Raw genomic sequence first — 17,696 nt, forward strand, 5'->3', positions numbered from 1 at the left:
CCTTTGCGTCAGGCGGGAACATCACACGTCCAGCCGTTCCACGACCGTGGCGTTGGCCAGACCGCCCGCCTCGCACATGGTCTGGAGGCCGTAGCGTCCGCCGCCGATCTCCAGCACGTCGAGCAGTGTGGTGAGCAGTCGGGCGCCCGACGCGCCGAGCGGGTGGCCGAGGGCGATGGCGCCGCCGTGCGGATTGACCCGGCGCGGGTCGGCGCCGGTCTCGGCGAGCCAGGCCAGCGGCACGCTGGCGAAGGCTTCGTTCACCTCGAAGGCGTCGATGTCGCCGATGCCGAGACCGGCGCCGCGCAGCGCCTTGGCGGTGGCCGGGACGACGGCCGTCAGCATCATGACCGGGTCGTCGCCGACGACTGCCGAGGACAGGAAGCGGGCCCGCGGGCGCAGGCCGAGCCGCCGCGCCGTCTCCCGGTCGGCCAGCAGCACGGCCCCGGCGCCGTCGCTGATCTGCGACGAATTGCCCGCCGTCACACGCCAGTCGATCTGCGGAAAACGTACGGCGTACCGGTCGTCGGTGAACGCGGGCCGCAGCGCGGCCAGTCGGTCCAGGTCGGTGTCGGTACGGATGCCGTTGTCGGCGGTGACCGGTTCCGCGCCGTCCGCGACGGTGATCGGCACGATGCTCCGCCCGAGGTGGCCCGCCGCCCGCGCCTCGGCCGCCAACCGGTGCGAGCGGGCGGCGAATTCGTCCAGAGCGCTCCGGCCGAGGTCCCACTCGGCGGCGACCAGCTCCGCGGAGACACCCTGCGGCACCAGGCCGCCGTACCGGTCGGCGACCGTCGGCCCGTACGGGTCCGCGCCTGCCGCGTTGCTGGTCATCGGCACCCGGCTCATCGACTCGACCCCGCAGGCGATGGCCAGGTCGTAGGCGCCCGAGGCGATGCCCTGCGCGGCGAAGGCGACGGCCTGCTGGCTCGAACCGCACTGCCGGTCGACCGTCGTGGCGGGGACGGATTCGGGGAAACCGGCGGCCAGTACGGCGCTGCGGGTGATGTTCGTGCTCTGCTCGCCGATCTGGGTCACGCACCCGCCGATCACGTCGTCGACCTCGGCGGGATCGACGCCGGCCCGGTCGACCAGACCGCGGAGCACCTGGGCCAGCAACTCGACCGGGTGGAGGGCGGAAAAGGCGCCGTCGGCCCGGCCCCGCACCAAGGGGCTGCGGACCGCCCCCACGATCACCGCTTCGCGTCCCGTCACGCCGTCACCAGGTCCAGGCAGCGGGCCAGCCGGGCGCGATGCTCGCCCGCACCGCCGTACATCACTTCCAGGCTCTTGACGCGCCGAAGATAGAGGTGGGCCGGATGCTCCCAGGTGAAGCCGATGCCACCGAGCACCTGCACCAGTGTCTCGGCGATCCGGGGCGCCGCCTGCGAGCAGTAGCTCTTGACCACCGAGGCGGTCTCCCGCAGTTCCGCCGGGTCGCCGTCGGGCGCCGCGCACCGCGCCGCCGCGCTCACCGCCGCCCGCATCTGCTCCACGGCCGCGAGTGAGTCGGCCAGCAGGTGCTTGACCGCCTGGAAGCTGCCGATCGGCTTGCCGAACTGCTCTCGCTCCAGGGCGTACGCGACGCCGATCTCCAGGCATCGGCCCGCGGCTCCGAGGAGTTCCGCCGACGCCATGATCGCGGCGACGTCCAGGGTGCCCGCCAGGCCATGCGCGAAGTCGTCGTCGAGCAGCAGGGCGGGAGCGTCGGCGAAGTCGACACGGAACTGCCGACGCGTCAGGTCGAGTACGGTCAGCGGCGTGGTCGTGACAGGTGTCCGCGCGGCCTCGACGGCGAAGAGCCGGACCCTGCCGTCGGCCGTCACGGGGACGAGCAGCCAGTCGGCGATGTGCGCGTCCAGTACGCGGGTCCTGGCGCCGTTCAGCCGCCAGCCGTCGGCGGACTCCGAGCCGGTCGCCGGGTGGCCGGGGACGTCCTCATGGGCGAGCGTGCCGACCGCGCCCGCCGCGAGCGCGGCCAGCAGGGGCCCGGTCGGTGCGGGGTCGGTGCAGCGCAGCAGCGCCGTGGTGGCGACGGCGGCGCTGCCGAGGACGGGTGCGCACAGCAGCGAGCGTCCGCACTCCTCCAGCACGACGGCCATTTCCGCGGGGGCCAGCCCCTGGCCTCCCTCGGCGTCCGGGATCAGCACGGCGGGCAGGCCGAGTTCCGCGGTCAGGCGCTGCCAGATCGCGGGGTCGTGGCCGACGGTGTCGGCCATCAGCCGCCGCACGTCTGCCTCGGTCGACCACTGGTCGAGGAAGCCGCGGACCACACGGCGGAACTCCTCGCGCTCTTCATGGGTGGTGGTGGACATGGGCTCCTCCGGGGCGGTCGGCGGCTCGGACTCGGTCACGCGCCGGGGCTCGACGCACGGAAACCGGGCACGGCTCCGGACACGGGTTCGGGTGCGGGCTCAGGCACGGGTTCGGGTGCGGGTTCGGGTGCGGGCTCAGGCACGGGCTCGCGCTCAGTTACGCGGCAGGCCGAGGACGCGTTCGGCCAGGATGTTGCGGACGATCTGCGAGGTACCGGCGGCGATGGTCGCCGACCGGGACGTGAGGTACTCGATCCCGGCGTCGACGCCGTCCTCGGCGGCGGCGCTGTCGGGACCGCCGATCTCGAACCGGAGGGCCGCCAGCCGTTGGAGCGCCTCGCTCCACGCCAGCTTGATGACCGACTGTTCGGGGCCGGGGTCCTGGCCGGCCTCCAGGCGGGACATCATCTGGCGGCTGAGCATCGCCAGCACGCGGGCCTCGGCGTAGAGCCCGGCCAAGCGGTCGACCAGTGCGGGCGGCAGGGTCGCGGCCCTGCCCTCCTTCACCGTCTCGGCGATCAGCTCGCGCACCTGCCGCTCGAACCGGGCGGTGAAGATGGCGACACCGGACCGCTCGTGGCCCAGGGTCGTCCTGGTGACCCGCCATCCGGCGTCCAGCGGCCCGAGCAGGGCGGTAACGGGCACGCGGACGTCGGTGAAGAAGACCTCGGCGAATTCGGCCTCCCCGTTGATCTGCCGGATCGGCCGTACCTCGATCCCCGGGGTGTCCATGGCGACCAGGAGCGCGGAGATGCCCTGGTGCTTCGGCGCGGCCGGATCGGTGCGGACCAGCAGTTCCATGTGGGTGGCGTGCATGCCGTTGGACGTCCAGACCTTCTGCCCGTTGACGACGAAGTCGTCCCCGTCGCGCTCGGCGCGCGTGCGCAGTCCCGCCAGATCGGAGCCCGCGCCGGGCTCGCTGAAGCCCTGGCACCACACGTCGTCCGTGGTCAGAATGCGCGGCAGGTGCTTCTTCTGCTCCGCCGTCCCCCAGACCGCGAGGGTGGGTCCCACGTTCTTCAGGCCCAGCATCCCGGGGAGCACGGGAAGGCCGCGTTCCGCGGTCGCCTCCTCGATGGCCAGCACCTCCGCGACCCCGGCGCCCCGGCCGCCGTGCTCCTGACTCCAGGCGGGCGCGGCCCACCGACCGGCGGCCATGGTGCGCTGCCAGTCGCAGCGGGCCTCCCACGTGTCGGTGCGGCCCGACCACCGCTCCCGGAATCGGGGCGCCTCGGCCTCCAGGAAGGAGTCGAGTTCTCGCAGCAGTTGCTCCATCAGTTCTCACCTCGTGGCAGGCGGTCGGCGAGCGGCTTCACGAATCGCAGGAAGCGCAGGACGTCGGTCAGGTGGGTGCAGCCCCGGGTACCGGCGAGCCGGTCCTTGACCGAGGCGTCGATGTCGAGCAGGGATGTGTGCAGCAGCGCCCCCGCGTTGGCCGCGGCCAGCGGACACTCGGGAAAGGGCAGGGCGCGCGGCCGTACGTCGATCGAACGCAGCGTCAGCTCACCGACGGTGGCTTCGGCGCGTACCTCGTACTCGTGCAGCGATCCCTCGCGGCCCGCGGCGTCCGTGTGGCTGTCCCTGAAGTAGGCGTAGATGTCGTAGCGGTGGCCGCGTCGGGCGACCTCCAGGACGCGCCGCCTGCGCAGGGAGCTGGGCGGCGACGCCGTCTCCCGGTGGAAGTCGGCGGGGGCGTCCAGCAGTGAGCGCAGGCCGGGGGCCGCCGGGGCCGGGCCGAGCAGCTTCGCGCCGGACCGGGCGACACGGTCCGCGGTCCCGCCGGACGCCCATCCCCGGCAGACGTCCAGAGTGCCGGCGGGCGGCGGTCCCGGCCTGAGGTCGGTCTCGATCATGCGGCCGTACCCGGCGATCAGCCTGACGGTCGGCAGGTCGTCGAGCAGCGCAGCGTGCAGGGAGTCCGGGGCGAGGTCGCCGGGGGCCAGGGCACGGAGCCGGGCGCGGAATCCGCTCGTGGCCCGGTGACCCACGAGAGCGTCGGCGACAGCGTGCACGGCGGCCGGTGGCAGATCGGCGGTCAGGCTCCGTACGGCCGAGGAGGTGTCCAGGACGGCGCGTACCCGGGCGGTCGCGGTGGCGGTCAGGGCGCCCGCCGCGTCGACGGCGGCGTCCCGCGCGGAGCCCGTCACCTCCAGGTCGCCGTCCCATCCGGTCGGCGGCACGATCCGCAGGTCCGTGGTGCGCCGCACCGACGAGGGGCGGCGGGCCGGCAGCCGTACGGCCACGTCGCGGACGGTGGACGCGGTCGGCGTCCGAGAGGCGTTCGAGGTCGGTTCCACCGTGTTCCACCACCGTCCAGGGCCGGTCCCGCGCGCCCTCTCGATCCTTATGGACAGAGATACCGAATTGCTTTCGGTATGCTACATGGGAAGCCTGACGTCGACAACGGTCCGCCGGTCGACCGACGTTCACATCAGCCGGCGCAGGATCTCGACGGTCTCCACCGGCCCCGCGCCGCCCACGACGTTGACGTCCAGCGTCGTCACCCCGGCCTCGGCGAAGGCCGCGAGGCGCTCGGCGACCCACCCCCGCGGGCCGACGAGGTTGCCGAGTGTCAGCCACTCGGTCGGCACCGCGGCGGCGGCCCGCGCGCGCTCGCCCGCCAGGAAGGAGCGCTGAACGCGCTCCGCCTCCTGTTCCCAACCCATGCGGCGGGCCAGGGTGTTGTAGAAGTTCGAGGTTCTTGAACCCATGCCGCCGACGTAGAGCGCGATGTGCGCGCGGGCCGGGCGGAGCAGTTCCTCGGCGTCCAGCTTCTCGCCGATCGCGACGTCCACCGAGGCGACCACGTCGAGCGGTCCGAGTCCCGCGGCGCGCCGCCGTGTGCCGGCGCGCAGCGCCTCGCCGAACGCGCGGTCGGCGCGTTCCGGTACGAAGAAGAACGGCAGCCAGCCATCGGCCGCCTCGGCCGCGCCCGCCACCGACCGATCACCGAGGGCCGCCCAGTACACCGGGATGTCCGGCCGGTCGGGGCGGTTGACGAGCTTGAGCGGCTTGCCCTGTCCCGTCCCCCGGTCCGGAGGCAACGGGACCGTCACACTGCTCCCCCGGTACGTCAGCGGCTCGCGTCGCCACACCGTCCGGCAGACCTCGATGGTCTCGCGGATCCTGGCCACCGGCTTGCGGTACTCGACGCCGTGGAAGCCCTCGACCACCTGCGGTCCCGAGGCGCCGAGCCCGAGGGCGAACCGGCCGCCGCTGAGGTGGTCGCAGCCCGCGGCGGTCATCGCGAGCAGCGCGGGGCTGCGGCTGAAGACGTTGAGGATCGCGGTTCCCAGCCTGACCCGGGTGGTGTGCGCGGCGAGGAATCCGATCGCCGACACCGCGTCGAAGCTGTAGCCCTCCTGCACCCACAGGGCGTCGATGCCCGCGGCCTCCAGGTCGCGGATCTCCGGGAGCCGGGCGACGACGTCCTGGGTGTAGTCGAGCGTGACGGACAGGTCCATGAGTGCTCACTCCTCGATCGCCGGGTGTCCGGCGCTCTCACGCGCCGGTCCGGGAGGTGGTCCCGGGGGTGGCGTGCGCCGCCCCCGGTGGGCCGGCCGGGGCAGGACGAACAAGCGCAGGAACAGCAGGGCGAGCAGCGAGCAGACGGCGCAGGCCGCGAAGGCGCTGCGGTTGCCGCCGACGGCGACGACACCGCCGACGAGGAGACCGCCGAGTCCGGTGGAGATGTCGAAGAACATCGTGAAGGTCGAAACCGCCTTGGGCCGCTCCTCCTCCGGCACACGGTTCACGGTCAGCGCGAGCAGTCCCGGGTACTGGAGGGCGATGCCGACGCCGACCGGGATCACGCTGAGATAGATCCCGACGACCGAGGGGGTCGCGGCGATTCCGGCCATGCCCAGGGTGATCAGCCCGGTGGAGATCCAGCCGGTCCTGGCCGGGCCCATGGTGTCGGGCACCCGGCCGCCGACGACGCGCACCAGCAGGACGACGGCCGCGTACAGCAGGAAGATCCACTGGCTGCCCGCGGCTCCGAGGTCGGCGACGAACAGCGGCAGGAAGGCACTCATGGCGACCGAACCCACCGTCCCCAGCGAGAGGACGGCGCCGGGCCAGAGAGCAGCCTTGTGCAGGAGGCGTCTGCGCGTGACGGCGGACGGGCCCGGCACGCGGGTGTTCGGGACGAACAGGATCGGGACCGCCCCGGCCAGCGCGACCAGCCCGGCGATGGCGAACGTCGCCCGGAAGCCCAGGTGTTCATGGAGCGGCTGGCCGAGCACCGGGCCGAGTCCGATGCCGAGGTAGGGGGCCACCGAGAAGTAGCTGATGGCCTCGCCGCGGCGCTCGGGGGGCGCCTCGGCGGTCACCTTGGTGATGGCGGAGACGAGGAGTGTCGCCTGCGCGGCGCCGGTCACCAGGCGCAGACCGCACAGTTGCGCGTTGTCGCCCGCGATGCCGTAGCAGGCGAAGGCCGCGGCACCGATCAGTCCCGCGATCAGGACCAGACGCGGGGAGCCCCACGTGGCGGTGCGCGAGGCCACCCAGGGCCGGATGAGGACGGACGACAGGGCGACGATGCCGATCACGACGCCCACGACCAGGTCCGAGCCGTGCAGGCGGTCCCGGACGAAGAGGGGAAGAATCGGGATGGTCATCCCGAAGGCGAAGAAGAAGCACATGGCCGCCGCGAGCAGCCCCACGAAGCCGGGTGTGAGCATGCGGTCGGACGGTGCCTGTCGCGTCGTGGTCATCTCCCCCGCCCGGGTCGCAGGTGCGGTCATGGCGCACCACCGAACGGCGCGCCATACCGTAAGCATTACGGTATTATGCTCGCCAGATGGTGACAGCCACCTGGAGCGAAGTCAACGGACCGCCGGGATGCCCGCTTCGGGGCCTTCCCCGCGTTCCGCCACGCCCGCACCGCCGTCCGCGAGGAGCCGCGTATGACACCGTCCGCCGATCCGCCCGAGATCGTCGTCACCGGGAAGTTGCAGCATCAGGCGTGGCAGGACCGGGTGCTGCCACCGGTCGAACAGGTCGGCCGCGGTCTGTGGTCGGTGCCCACGCCGTTCCCCGACAACCCGCTGCGCTATGTCCTGTCCTATGTCTACGAGATCCGCGGCGGCGTGGCGGTCGTCGACACCGGCTGGCCGACCGAACTGGGCTGGGACGGGCTGGTGTCCGGGCTCCGGCGGACGGGCTGGGACGTGAAGGACGTGCGGGCGATCCTCATCACCCATGGCCACGCCGACCACTTCGGGCTGGCCCGCAGGCTCCGCGAGGCGTCCGGCGCGTGGATCGGCATGCACGAGGCCGACGCCCGGTTGACCGGTACGTACGCGGATCCGGGCAGCTATCGCAGGGCCAACTCCGCCTGGCTGCTGCGCCGCGGCGGCGGGCCCGACGACGAGCCGCACCTCACCGGGCCGCCGCCGCGCGACGACCTGCTGCCGGAGCGGCTGCCCGCGCCCGACGTGCTGATCGAGGACCGGTCGCGCCCCATCGACGGTCTCGATCTGACGGCGGTGTGGACGCCCGGCCACACCCCCGGCCATCTCTGCTTCCACGACGGCGACCGGGACCTGCTGCTGACGGGGGATCACGTACTGCCGCGGATCACGCCGAACATCAGCCCGTCGCCCTCGGTGCACAGCGACACGCTCGGCGAGTACCTGGACTCGCTCGAACTCCTCACCGCTTTCGACGTCCAGGAGGTGCTGCCGGCGCACGAGTACCGCTTCGCCGGCCTCCACGAACGCGTGCGACAGCTCCGGCTCCACCACGAGGCACGCCTGCGCGAGGTGCTGCGCGCGCTCGACGTGGAGGCGGGGGCCAGTACGGTCGCGGTCGCGCGGCGGCTGACCTGGAGCCGCCCGTGGTCGCAGACGCTCGGCATCATCCGCCGCTCGGCGATCGGCGAGGCGTACGCCCATCTGCTCCATCTCCAGCACCGGGGGCTGGTCGTCAACCGGGGCGCGGACGTCGACGCGTGGTACGCGCTGCGGCCCCTCGGCGACGAGGACGGCGCAGACGGCTGGGACGGCGGAGACAGCCAGGACGGCGGAGACGACTGGGACGTCTCGGGGAGCGCCGCCGATGACTGAACTCGCCGTCACACCGGGCTACTTCCACCGGCTCGCCATCGCCTGCGACGCGGACGCGCACCTGGCCGGCTGGCTCGGGAACCTCCTGGGCGCCCGCCCGACGACCCACGCGACGGCGGCGCCCTGCCCGGGATCCCGCGGCCGTTGGTGGACGTCGCCGCCGTCGGCTGGCTGACGGTGACGGTACGCGACGCGCGCGAGGCCGCCGATCACCTCGCGTCCCTGATCGCGGCGGTCCCCGTCCACGGCGGCCCCGCGGGCGACCCGGACCAGGAGACCACCGTCGATCTGCGCATAGGCGACGTCGTCATCCGCCTGGTCGCACCGCGGGACCCGCGCAGCCGCTACGCCGCCGCGCTCGACGCCCACGGCGAGCGGCTGCACTCGATATGCCTGACGGTCGACGACCTCGACGCCACCCTGCGGACGCTGGAGCGGGAGAATCTGGGGGTCCTGGACCGCGAGGGCGGTCGTGCCTGGACCGATCCGGCGAGCACGCACGGGCTGCGGCTGGAGTGGGCCCAGCGAAAGCGGTAGCGGCAACAGCCGCGCGGCGTGGGGTAGTTGACCTCACCCCGCCTGCGGCGCCGACGCCCGAGGGCTGGGCCGCAGGCGATCGTCAGCCCGCTGTCACCTCGTCCACCAGACCCCAGGCGAGCGCGGTCCACGCGTCGAGCGGCGATCCCGACAGGGCGAGCCACGCGGTGCGCCAGCGGCCCGCGCGCCGGGACAGCCCGACCGTGCCGCCCGCGCCCGGAATGAGGCCCATCGCGATCTCGGGCAGCCGGACGACCGTGTCGGGGGCTGCCGTCACGCGTCCGGCGAAAGAGGGCAGTTCGATGCCCGCGCCGACACAGTGGCCGTGCAGGTGGACCTGCGTCCGGGCGGACAGCCGGGCGAGCAGCGCGGCGGCGGACTGGCCCGTTCTCACCAGGTGCGCGCGGGCCGGGTCGGGGGCGGTGCCGAATTCGGCGAGGTCTCCCCCGCTGCTGAACACCGGCCCGCTGCCGCGCAGTTCGACCCGCAGCGCGGGGTCGGCGACCGCGACGCCGAGCGCCGCCACCAGGGCGTCCCTGGTCGCGGCGGAGTACGCGTTGCGTCGGCCCGGATGATTGAGCGTGATCAACAGGCGGTCACCGGCGCGCTCGACGGTCACGCAGTCCCGCGGCGGTACGGGCGCGCCGCGCGGCCCGCGGCCGTCGAGCCAGGCGGCGAACTCCGGACCGCCGAGCAGCGTGGAGTACGCGAAGGACTCCAGCGCGAGCGCGTCGTGGACCGGGAGCCCGGCGCCCGCCCGAAGGACCTGGTGCAGGACGGCGGTCGAGGCCGGACAACGGTCGACAGCCGCCGCGAGCAGCACGAGATCGCCCTCCACGTCCGAAGAGCCGACCACCCTGCGGTCGGCAACCGGGGCGTCCAGTGGCGCGAGTGTCAAGGTGAGGGCGTCGAGCAAGGCGGCCGGAACCTCGGCCGGCCGCCGGGTCACGCCCACGACCACACCCGCCGCCCGGGCGATCCGGTCGGCCGCCACGGCCGCCGCCCGCTCCGTCGTCCCCGCCGGGGCGTCGAGGTCTACGGCCGTCAGCGGATGCCGTATGTCACCGGTGTCCTCCAGACCGACGGCCCCGGTCTCTTCGAGAAGGTCGTCGGCGATCTGTCGGACCGTCACCCACACGGCTTCTCCTCAGAGTTCGGCGGTGGACGGCTCGGCGGCCTCGGCCGCACGCTCCTGCACCGACGGCTGCTTCGCCGACGCCTCGTCGGCCCGCGGGCGCCAGCTCGTGGCGAGCAGCAGCGCCGTACCGCCCAGGCCGCCACCCACGGCGACCGCCAGGCCGAGGCCGCCGCGAAGGACGAGGTCCATGGCGTGGTCCAGGGAGATCCTTCCGGGACCGGTCAGCGCGACGGCCGCCGCGACGACGGCGATCATCAGGACGTACTCGTATCCGTCGCGGAAGACGAAGAAGCCGTTCCGGCGGTGGGCGACGACCCCGGCGACCGCCATCGTGCCGACCGCGGCGGCGCAGGCCAGCGGGGTGAACAGGCCGAGGATCAGGCCGCATCCGGCCGCCGTCTCCGCGGCCACGCTGGACCAGGCGTGCACGCGCCCCGGCCGCAGACCGAGGCCCTCGAACCAGCCCGCCGTGCCCTGGATCCGGCCGCCGCCGAGCAGGTGGTTCCAGGCGTGCGCCAGCATCGTCGCCCCGAGCACCAGGCGGATGAGCAGCAGCCCGAAGTCGATGGCTGTCATGGTGCCTTCTCCCTGCGGCGCCTCATGGCGTCGCTGACGATGTTCCGGGCCGCCCCGCCGGCCGATGCGGCACGGCGGGGACGCCCGGGGTCGTTCGGTCAGGCTCCGGCGGGCGTGGCGCGCGGGAAGTTGTAGAGCTTGCGCGCGTTCCACTCCACCATCTTGTGCGCCTCCGCGTCGGGGACCTCGGCCAGCGCGTCCTCCAACACCTTGCGGGTGTGCGGCCATTGGCTGTCGGAGTGCGGGTAGTCGCTCTCGAACATGATGTTGTCGACGCCGATGAGGTGACGGCCGTGGATGCCCGCGTGGTCGGAGATGAAGCAGCCGAACAGGTGGTCGCGGAAGAGTTCCGACGGGCGCACCTCGCGGTTGACCTGGTTGTACCAGCGGTGTCGCTCCCAGACGTAGTCGATCCGTTCGATCATGTACGGCATCCAGCCGATGCCGCCCTCGGACAGCGCGACCTTCAGGTCGGGGAACTTGTGGAACACCGGTGACAGCAGCAACTCGGCTGTCGCGCTCATCGAGTTCAGGCCGAACAGAGAGATGGCGACGGTGAAGTTGGTCGTCGCCGCCTCGGGCGACGACTGCGGCGAGCCGCCGGAGCCGAAGTGCAGCGAGAGCGGGATGCCGGCCTCGGAGGCCGCGGCCAGCACCGGGTCCCAGTGGTCGCTGTGCCAGGACGGCAGCCCCAGCCGGTCGGGCAGTTCGGGGAAGGTGATGGACCTGGCGCCCTTGGCCGCGGTCCGCCCGATCTCCGCGACCGTCGCCTCGACGTCCCAGTACGGCGTCATCATGAGCGGGATCTGCCGCTCGGGCGCACCGGCGCACCACTCGTCGAGAATGAAGTCGTTGTACGCCCTGACGCACTCGGTGGCCAGGGCCATGTCCTTGGACTTCGCGAAGACGCTGCCCGCGAAGCCGCCCATGTTCGGAAAGCAGAGCTGGGCCCAGACACCTTCGGTGTCCATGTCCTTGATCCGTTCCCGGAGGTCGTGACAGCCGGGCAGCATGTCGTCGTAGCTCCGCGGATCCATGCCGTAGTCCTTGGGGCTCTTGCCCGCCACGGCGTTGAGCGCGAAGTTGCCCGCGACCTGCCCCTCGTAGATCCAGACGTCGTTGCCGTCCGGGAGCTTGCTGATGCGGGGGGCGACGTCCGCGTACTTGGCCGGGAGCCGGTCGAGCCAGACCCGGGGGTGCTCTATGACGTGGTCGTCGACCGAGATGATCTGTGCGTCCTTGGGAAGCATTTGGGCTCCTCCGAAAGATCGATCCTGCGAGCGGCAGCGCATATAGGAAGCCCTGCGGTAGTGCTTACCGTAGGTACTACCGAGGCAATTGTCATCAGGCCGCAACAAGATTCTTTCCGCGCCGAAACGGCCCGTCGCGTCCAACGGCCGTCGCCACGCGGCCCCTGACGGTCAGCGTGTCCACACCGGCACACCGCCGACGAAGGTGGCCGTGACCAGGTCGGCGGTCAGTTCCCGGCGCGCGGACGCCCATGGCGCACCGAGCAGGCAGAGGTCCGCGCGGTCGCCGACCGCGGGCGCGCCGCCGGTCGCCGCCCCGGGGCGGTCCAGCGGCGAGGTGAACAGTCCAAGGGCGGTCTCGGGGTCCACGGCCTCGCCCGCGCCGAAGGGCGATCCGGCGTCCGTACGGCGCTGGACCGCGGCCCGGATCGCCGCCCAGGGGTCGAGCGGTCCGTACGGCGCGTCGCTGCCCGCGGCCAACGGCACGCCCGCGTCGAGCCAGCCGCGCAGCCGGTACAGCCACGGCAGGTCGGCGGGGTCCACCGTCCGCGCGTAGCGGTCGCCGTGGGCGGCGACGAAGCCGGGCTGGGTCACGACCGCGGCCCCCGCTCCGGCGACCGCGGCCACGGCGGGCGGCGGCGCGACAGAGCCGTGCTCGATCCGGTGCCCGCGGCCCCCCGCGGCCGCCAGTGCGGCCACCGCCAGCAGCAGCGCTTCGAGCGTCACGGCGTGCACCGCGGCCGCGCGGGGCCCCGCCGAGCGGATCTCGGCGGCCAGATCGTCCAGCGCGGGCAGGTCGTGCTCCTTCAGTACGATCTTGCGGGGGCCCACGGTGACGAGGCAGGGCGCCGGTCCGTCGTCCGCGCCGAGCGCTTCCCCGATGGCGTCCAGCCCTCGTCCGCCCAGGACTTGGCAGCGCTGGAGCAGCGCTCCGGTGCGGGAGGCACCGCGCAGTGCGGCCAGTTCGGCCGGACCGTTGTGGACGCCCGCGTCACTGATCCCGGTGACGCCGTATCCGGCGAGGCGGCGGCTGAGTCCCGACACATCGGGGAAGCCGGTGCCGGGGACCGCGCGGAGCAGGTCGTCGGCGTCGAGCAGCACGCCGTCGGGGGGCGCGATGTCCAGCAGCCGCATCGCCGTGGAGTTCAGGATCCACGCGTGTCCGCTGCGGTGCTGGACGCGGACGGCCCGGTCCGCGAGGTCGCCCAGCATCCGGTCGAGCGCCGCCGCGGTGAGCACACCGGTGACGTCCTCGTCGTAGCCGACCGCCCTGACCCAGCCGCCGGGGGCCACGGCCGCGGCGGCCGACCGCAGCGCGTGCCGCGAAGCGGCCCTGTCACGTACGGCGTCCGGTCCCAGCGACAGGGCGTCGGCCGCCGCGGCGGTCGCGAACAGATGCAGGTGGTGGTCGTTGAGCCCGCGCAACAGGGCCCCGCCGTGGCCGTCGACCACGGTGGCGCCGACCCGGTCGGCCCGCGCGAGACAGCCGGTCTCACGGACGGCCGTGATGCGGCCCGCTTCCACCACCACGCTCCGGCCGGGCCGCCCGCCCACCTCGACGTGGTCGATCACCAGCCGGGAGGCCGCCGAGCCGCCGCCGGTCGCTGCGGCGCCGCTCACAGTTCCGCCGCCAGGCGCGCGGTGTCCGCACCCGGGGCGGCGGCGTGGCCGACCGTCGGGCGCGTCCGCGGTGGGCGCACGGGACCGCTGACTACGGGCGACGGGCCGTCCAGGGTCGCTGCGAGATGGGCGGCGACCTGGAAGAGGCTGATGTCGATGTGGGCCGCCACGCCCGAGGCGAGGCTGGCCAGTGCCGCGACCGCGGCGTGCAGGCCGGTGAGCGGGTCGGCGACGGCGTCCGCGCAGAATTCGGGTGCTTCGCGGGAGCCGCTACGGACTCCGGCGGCGACCGCCGCCTCGTCGCCGAAGGCCACCCAGTCGCGCCGCGGGCCGCTCCAGCCGTAGCCGGTGACGGTCAGCCAGGTCTGGTCGCGGCGGGGGGTCCAGCCGAGCTGTTCCAGCGCGCGGGGCCTGGCGGAGGTGATCACGACGCAGGCCCGTTCCAGGAGCGCGGCCAGCAGCGGCTCGCCCGGTGCGCAGACGACGCTCGCCTTGCCCGCGTTGAGCAGGTCGTAGAAGGCGGCGGGACCGCTGCGCGCCCCGTCGGGCCGCCATGGGGTCTCGACCTTGACGACCCGCGCCCCGGCCCGCATGAGCAGGCTCGCGGCGAGCGGGCCCGCCCAGAGGGCGGACAGGTCGACGACGAGCGGGGTGGGGGTGTCCGGCAGCCGCCCGGCCTCGGTGATCGTCCAGGGGGCACCCAGCCGCGCGGTCATCCGCTCCGGGTCGAGCACCTCGGCGGCGGACAGGCCGAGGAGTTGGGCGCGTTGGACCAGGGCCCGCGTGGGCTCGGAGGCCGCCCACGCGGCGATGTCGTTCCACCCGCCGGCTCCGTCCCTGCCGATGAGGGCCGGGATCAGCTCCCGGTCCTCGTCCCGCCGCAGGCCGAGCGCCGCCCAGCCGTCGGCGCACCGCAGCATGCGCGTACTGCCACCGGCCGATGCCCCGCGCCGAGCGCGCAGGCTTGCCGCGGCGGCCCGTTCCCCCAGCAGCGCCGCCCCGTCCAGCCGTAGCCGGTGGCCGCGCGCCGCAGCCAGCGCGGTGAGGGCCGCGGCGGCGCCGTCGGCCGCCGTGACCACGTCGACCGACGACACCAATGAAGCGGGGGGCCGCTCGTCGCCGGCCAGCCCGAGCAGTCCGGAAGCCGCCCAGCGCGCGGCGACGGAGGGCTCGGAGCGTCCTCCCTGGGCGGCTTCCCGGAGACCGTCCTCGCGGTCTCCCCGGTGACCGGCCACATGGATGCCGCCGGTCCCGGCGGCCGGCCGGGGTTGCGGCGAGCCGCCCGAGCCCGCCGCACACGCGCCGAGGAGCCGCAGCAGATGCGCCGCCCAGTCGGCGGCCCTGCTCCGGTCGGCGACGGTGAAGCACCGGCCTTGCAGCAGCATGGCGCCGATCCTACGTCCGGGACGCCGCCGACGGGGAGAGTCAGGAACCCGCGTTCTTCCCTGTTCACGACCTATAGACTTTTTTACCGTAAGCAGTACCGTGTTGACGTCGATAACGCCTTCACGGGCCCCGGGCGCCGCACGATCGCGACGCCTGTCACCGCCGCGGTCGCGTGCGGAGCCACGGCCCGATCCCGAGCGGAGTCACTCATGGGCAAACCCGTCCCGATCCCCGATCAGTTCAGCGCCTTCCACTGGGAGGGCGCCGCACGCGGCGAACTGCTCATCCAGCGCTGCGACCGCTGCCACCGGTTCCAGTACCCGCCGACGGCGGTCTGCGAGGGCTGCCAGGCCCGCGACTTGACGCCGACCAGGGTCAGCGGGCGCGGGTCCCTCTACGCCAGGACGATCCTGCGGCAGGCGTTCCACCCGGACTTCACCGACGCGATCCCCTACACGATCGCGCTGGTCGACCTGGACGACGCGCCCGGCGTACGGCTGCTGACCAACATCGTCGACAGCGACCCGGACGACCTGCGCCCCGGCCAGCCGCTCGAAGTCACCTTCGAACGGCGCGGCGACGGCGCGATCCCGCAATTCCGGCCGATCCGAGGAGAACAGGCGTGAGCGCCGTACGCACGGAACGCACCGCGACCGTGGTGGGGATCGGCTACTCCACCGTGCACCGCGCGCTCGGCGTGGACACCCGGCCGCTGGCCGTGGACGCGTGTCTGACGGCGCTGGACGACGCGGGACTCGCCACCTCCCAGGTCGACGCGATCTTCGAGTACCCCGGCGTCGGCACGCAGAACGCGACGTCGATGCAGCGCCTGCTGGGCATCGAGGATCTCAAGGCGTACGCCGACATCGGCGGCACCGGCCCTTCCGGGCTCGCGGCGGCCCTCGGCGCGGTCGCGGCCGTCGAGTCCGGCGTCTGCGAGACGGCGCTGGTCTACCGGTCGGTGGACCGCGAGTGGGGCCAGCAGTCCGGGACGGTCGTGGCGCCCCCGGCCAGCGGTCCCGCCCAATTCCAGACGCCCTACGGCGACTTCGGCGGGATCATTCCCGCCATCGGCATGAAGAAGTACCGCAGGCTCGCGGAGTACGGCGGCAGCGAGGAGGATTACGGCTGGATCGCCGTCAACGCCCGCAAGTGGGCGGCGATGAACGAGCGGGCGGTGCTCAGGACGCCGCTGACGATGGAGGACTACCTCTCCTCCCGCTTCGTCGCGGAGCCGCTGCGGCTGTACGACTGCGACTACCCGGTGACCGGGGTGTGCGCCACGGTCATCACCACCGCGGAGCGCGCACGTGACCTGTCGGGCGTCCCGGTGACCGTCGACGCCGTGGCCTTCGGTACCGGTTCACGCCCGGACTGGACCTTCACCGACGACTTCGTCTTCGGCGGCACCATCGGCTGCGCCCGGCACCTGTGGGAGAACTCGTCGGTGACGGCCACCGATGTCGACGTGGCCGAGTTGTACGACGGGTTCACTCACATCACCATGTCCTGGATCGAGGCCCTGGGCTTCTGCGGGATCGGCGAGTTCGGCGCGTGGGTCGACTCGGGCAAGCGGATCGGGCCCGGCGGCGACCTGCCGCTGAACACCAACGGCGGGCAGCTCGCCGCGGGCCGTCTGCACGGCCTGGCCTTCCTCAACGAAGCGGTCGAGCAGTTGCGCGGCGACGCGGGCGACCGGCAGGTTCCCGACGCCTCGGTCGCCGTGGTCGCCAATGCCCACGGTCCGCAGTGCGGCGCGATGGTCCTCACGCGCTGACGGCGGCCCGTACGCGCCACACGGCGGACGCGGTCCGCGCGGCGCGACGTCACCCACGCGGTGCGAGGGCACTGCGCCGAACGGAGGGATCACGATCACCATGGACGCGCTCAAGGGACGAGTGGCCGTCATCACGGGGGCCGGCCGCGGCATCGGCCGCGAGGAGGCGCTGCTGATGGCGGCCGAGGGCGCCCGCGTCGTCGTCAACGACCTCGGCGGGGCGGGCGACGGACAGGGAGCCGACACCGGTCCGGCCCAGCAGGTCGTCGACGAGATCACGGCGGCGGGCGGCCAGGCGGTGGCCAGCACCGACGACGTCGCCGAGGCGGAGGGTGCCCAACGGCTCGTCGAGACGGCGGTCGACGCCTTCGGCGGGCTGGACATCCTGGTCAACAACGCGGGAATCCTGCGTGACCGGATGCTGGTCAACATGTCGGAGGAGGACTGGGACACGGTCATGCGCGTCCATCTGCGCGGCCATTTCCTCAGCAGCCGGGCCGCGGCCCGCTATTGGCGCGCCGAGTCCAAGGCCGGCAGGCAGCGCGCCGCGTCGCTGGTCAACACCTCGTCCACGTCAGGTCTGTTCGGCAACGCGGGACAGGCGAACTACGGCGCCGCCAAGAGCGGCATCGCCAGTTTCACCACCATCGCCCAGGCCGAGTTGGCGCGGTACGGCGTACGGTGCAACGCCGTGGCGCCCGCCGCCCGCACCCGGCTGACGATGACGGTCCCCGGCGCGCGGGAACGGTACGAGGAGCGGGCCGCTGAGGACGCCTTCGACGCGGACGACCCCGCCAACATCGCGCCCTTCGTCGCCTATCTGGCCACCGCCGACTGCCCGTTGGCGGGCCGCACCTTCTTCGTGCACGGCGGCTCGGTCCACCTCTTCCAGCCGTGGGCGATCGTCGACTCCGTCAGCACCGACCACCGCTGGTCGGTGGAGGAGTTGCGCAAGGAGGCCGCGCGCCTGGCCGACGTCGAGTTCACCCTCAACATCCCGTACTGACCGCCGCGTTCAGCCTGCGGCTC

Annotated in this window: 17 protein-coding genes; 6 read left to right on the forward strand and 11 right to left on the reverse strand. The window is 73.3% G+C overall.

What is annotated here, in order from left to right:
• Positions 1–21: 21 nt before the first annotated feature.
• The 6 genes from ACZ4EF_RS21130 to ACZ4EF_RS21155 all read right to left on the reverse strand — a co-directional run bounded on the left by ACZ4EF_RS21130 (position 22) and on the right by ACZ4EF_RS21155 (position 7,030).
• The gene (locus tag ACZ4EF_RS21130; protein ID WP_467505993.1) at positions 22–1,215 is read right to left on the reverse strand and encodes a thiolase family protein; all 1,194 of its coding nucleotides are present in this window, start codon (positions 1,213–1,215) and stop codon (positions 22–24) included.
• Complete coding sequence (locus ACZ4EF_RS21135; protein ID WP_467505995.1) at positions 1,212–2,354, reverse strand: acyl-CoA dehydrogenase family protein; 1,143 nt, start codon at positions 2,352–2,354, stop codon at positions 1,212–1,214. The genes ACZ4EF_RS21130 and ACZ4EF_RS21135 overlap by 4 nt, the downstream gene beginning before the upstream one ends.
• A gap of 114 nt (positions 2,355–2,468) precedes the next feature.
• Positions 2,469–3,590 (reverse strand): acyl-CoA dehydrogenase family protein, encoded by a 1,122-nt coding sequence (locus ACZ4EF_RS21140; RefSeq protein WP_467505997.1) that lies wholly within the window; start codon positions 3,588–3,590, stop codon positions 2,469–2,471.
• A complete protein-coding gene (locus ACZ4EF_RS21145; protein WP_467505999.1) occupies positions 3,590–4,612 on the reverse strand; it encodes a DUF2889 domain-containing protein in 1,023 nt (340 codons plus the stop codon). The genes ACZ4EF_RS21140 and ACZ4EF_RS21145 overlap by 1 nt, the downstream gene beginning before the upstream one ends.
• A gap of 129 nt (positions 4,613–4,741) precedes the next feature.
• Positions 4,742–5,779: an LLM class F420-dependent oxidoreductase gene (locus ACZ4EF_RS21150; RefSeq protein WP_467350778.1), complete on the reverse strand. Its 1,038-nt coding sequence runs from the start codon at positions 5,777–5,779 to the stop codon at positions 4,742–4,744.
• A 6-nt stretch (positions 5,780–5,785) separates the two neighbouring features.
• Entirely contained in the window at positions 5,786–7,030 is a 1,245-nt protein-coding gene (locus ACZ4EF_RS21155; RefSeq protein ID WP_467506001.1) for an MFS transporter, read from the reverse strand.
• A gap of 192 nt (positions 7,031–7,222) precedes the next feature.
• On the opposite strand from ACZ4EF_RS21155, the gene ACZ4EF_RS21160 reads away from it, so the two are divergent.
• The 3 genes from ACZ4EF_RS21160 to ACZ4EF_RS21170 are packed head-to-tail and all read left to right on the forward strand — an operon-like array spanning position 7,223 to position 8,920.
• Positions 7,223–8,383 (forward strand): MBL fold metallo-hydrolase, encoded by a 1,161-nt coding sequence (locus ACZ4EF_RS21160; RefSeq protein WP_467506003.1) that lies wholly within the window; start codon positions 7,223–7,225, stop codon positions 8,381–8,383.
• A complete protein-coding gene (locus ACZ4EF_RS21165; RefSeq protein ID WP_467506005.1) occupies positions 8,376–8,558 on the forward strand; it encodes a hypothetical protein in 183 nt (60 codons plus the stop codon). The genes ACZ4EF_RS21160 and ACZ4EF_RS21165 overlap by 8 nt, the downstream gene beginning before the upstream one ends.
• A complete protein-coding gene (locus tag ACZ4EF_RS21170; protein ID WP_467506037.1) occupies positions 8,531–8,920 on the forward strand; it encodes a VOC family protein in 390 nt (129 codons plus the stop codon). The genes ACZ4EF_RS21165 and ACZ4EF_RS21170 overlap by 28 nt, the downstream gene beginning before the upstream one ends.
• An 82-nt stretch (positions 8,921–9,002) precedes the next feature.
• Here the strand turns inward: ACZ4EF_RS21170 and ACZ4EF_RS21175 are convergent, their stop codons facing one another.
• The 5 genes from ACZ4EF_RS21175 to ACZ4EF_RS21195 form a co-directional block, all read right to left on the reverse strand.
• Positions 9,003–10,052 (reverse strand): enoyl-CoA hydratase/isomerase family protein, encoded by a 1,050-nt coding sequence (locus ACZ4EF_RS21175; protein WP_467506007.1) that lies wholly within the window; start codon positions 10,050–10,052, stop codon positions 9,003–9,005.
• Positions 10,053–10,067: 15 nt separating this feature from the next.
• A complete protein-coding gene (locus ACZ4EF_RS21180) occupies positions 10,068–10,634 on the reverse strand; it encodes a DoxX family protein (protein ID WP_467506009.1) in 567 nt (188 codons plus the stop codon).
• 98 nt (positions 10,635–10,732) lie between these two features.
• A complete protein-coding gene (locus ACZ4EF_RS21185; protein ID WP_467506011.1) occupies positions 10,733–11,884 on the reverse strand; it encodes an amidohydrolase family protein in 1,152 nt (383 codons plus the stop codon).
• A 171-nt stretch (positions 11,885–12,055) separates the two neighbouring features.
• Positions 12,056–13,504, reverse strand: coding sequence for an amidohydrolase family protein (locus ACZ4EF_RS21190; RefSeq protein WP_467506013.1), 1,449 nt, complete (start codon positions 13,502–13,504; stop codon positions 12,056–12,058).
• Positions 13,501–14,889, reverse strand: a complete 1,389-nt coding sequence (locus tag ACZ4EF_RS21195) for a CoA transferase (protein ID WP_467506014.1) — start codon at positions 14,887–14,889, stop codon at positions 13,501–13,503. Before ACZ4EF_RS21195 ends, ACZ4EF_RS21190 begins: the two co-directional genes overlap by 4 nt.
• Positions 14,890–15,099: 210 nt before the next feature.
• Here ACZ4EF_RS21195 and ACZ4EF_RS21200 point away from each other — a divergent pair, with 210 nt between their 5' ends.
• From ACZ4EF_RS21200 to ACZ4EF_RS21210, 3 genes are all read left to right on the forward strand, one after another.
• Positions 15,100–15,516 (forward strand): Zn-ribbon domain-containing OB-fold protein, encoded by a 417-nt coding sequence (locus tag ACZ4EF_RS21200; RefSeq protein WP_467350793.1) that lies wholly within the window; start codon positions 15,100–15,102, stop codon positions 15,514–15,516.
• A complete protein-coding gene (locus ACZ4EF_RS21205; protein WP_467506016.1) occupies positions 15,513–16,667 on the forward strand; it encodes a thiolase family protein in 1,155 nt (384 codons plus the stop codon). The genes ACZ4EF_RS21200 and ACZ4EF_RS21205 overlap by 4 nt, the downstream gene beginning before the upstream one ends.
• A 100-nt stretch (positions 16,668–16,767) precedes the next feature.
• On the forward strand, positions 16,768–17,673 hold the full coding sequence (locus tag ACZ4EF_RS21210; RefSeq protein WP_467506018.1) for an SDR family oxidoreductase: 906 nt from the start codon (positions 16,768–16,770) through the stop codon (positions 17,671–17,673).
• Positions 17,674–17,696: the final 23 nt, after the last annotated feature.

The organism is Streptomyces sp. NPDC025721 (assembly GCF_055558595.1).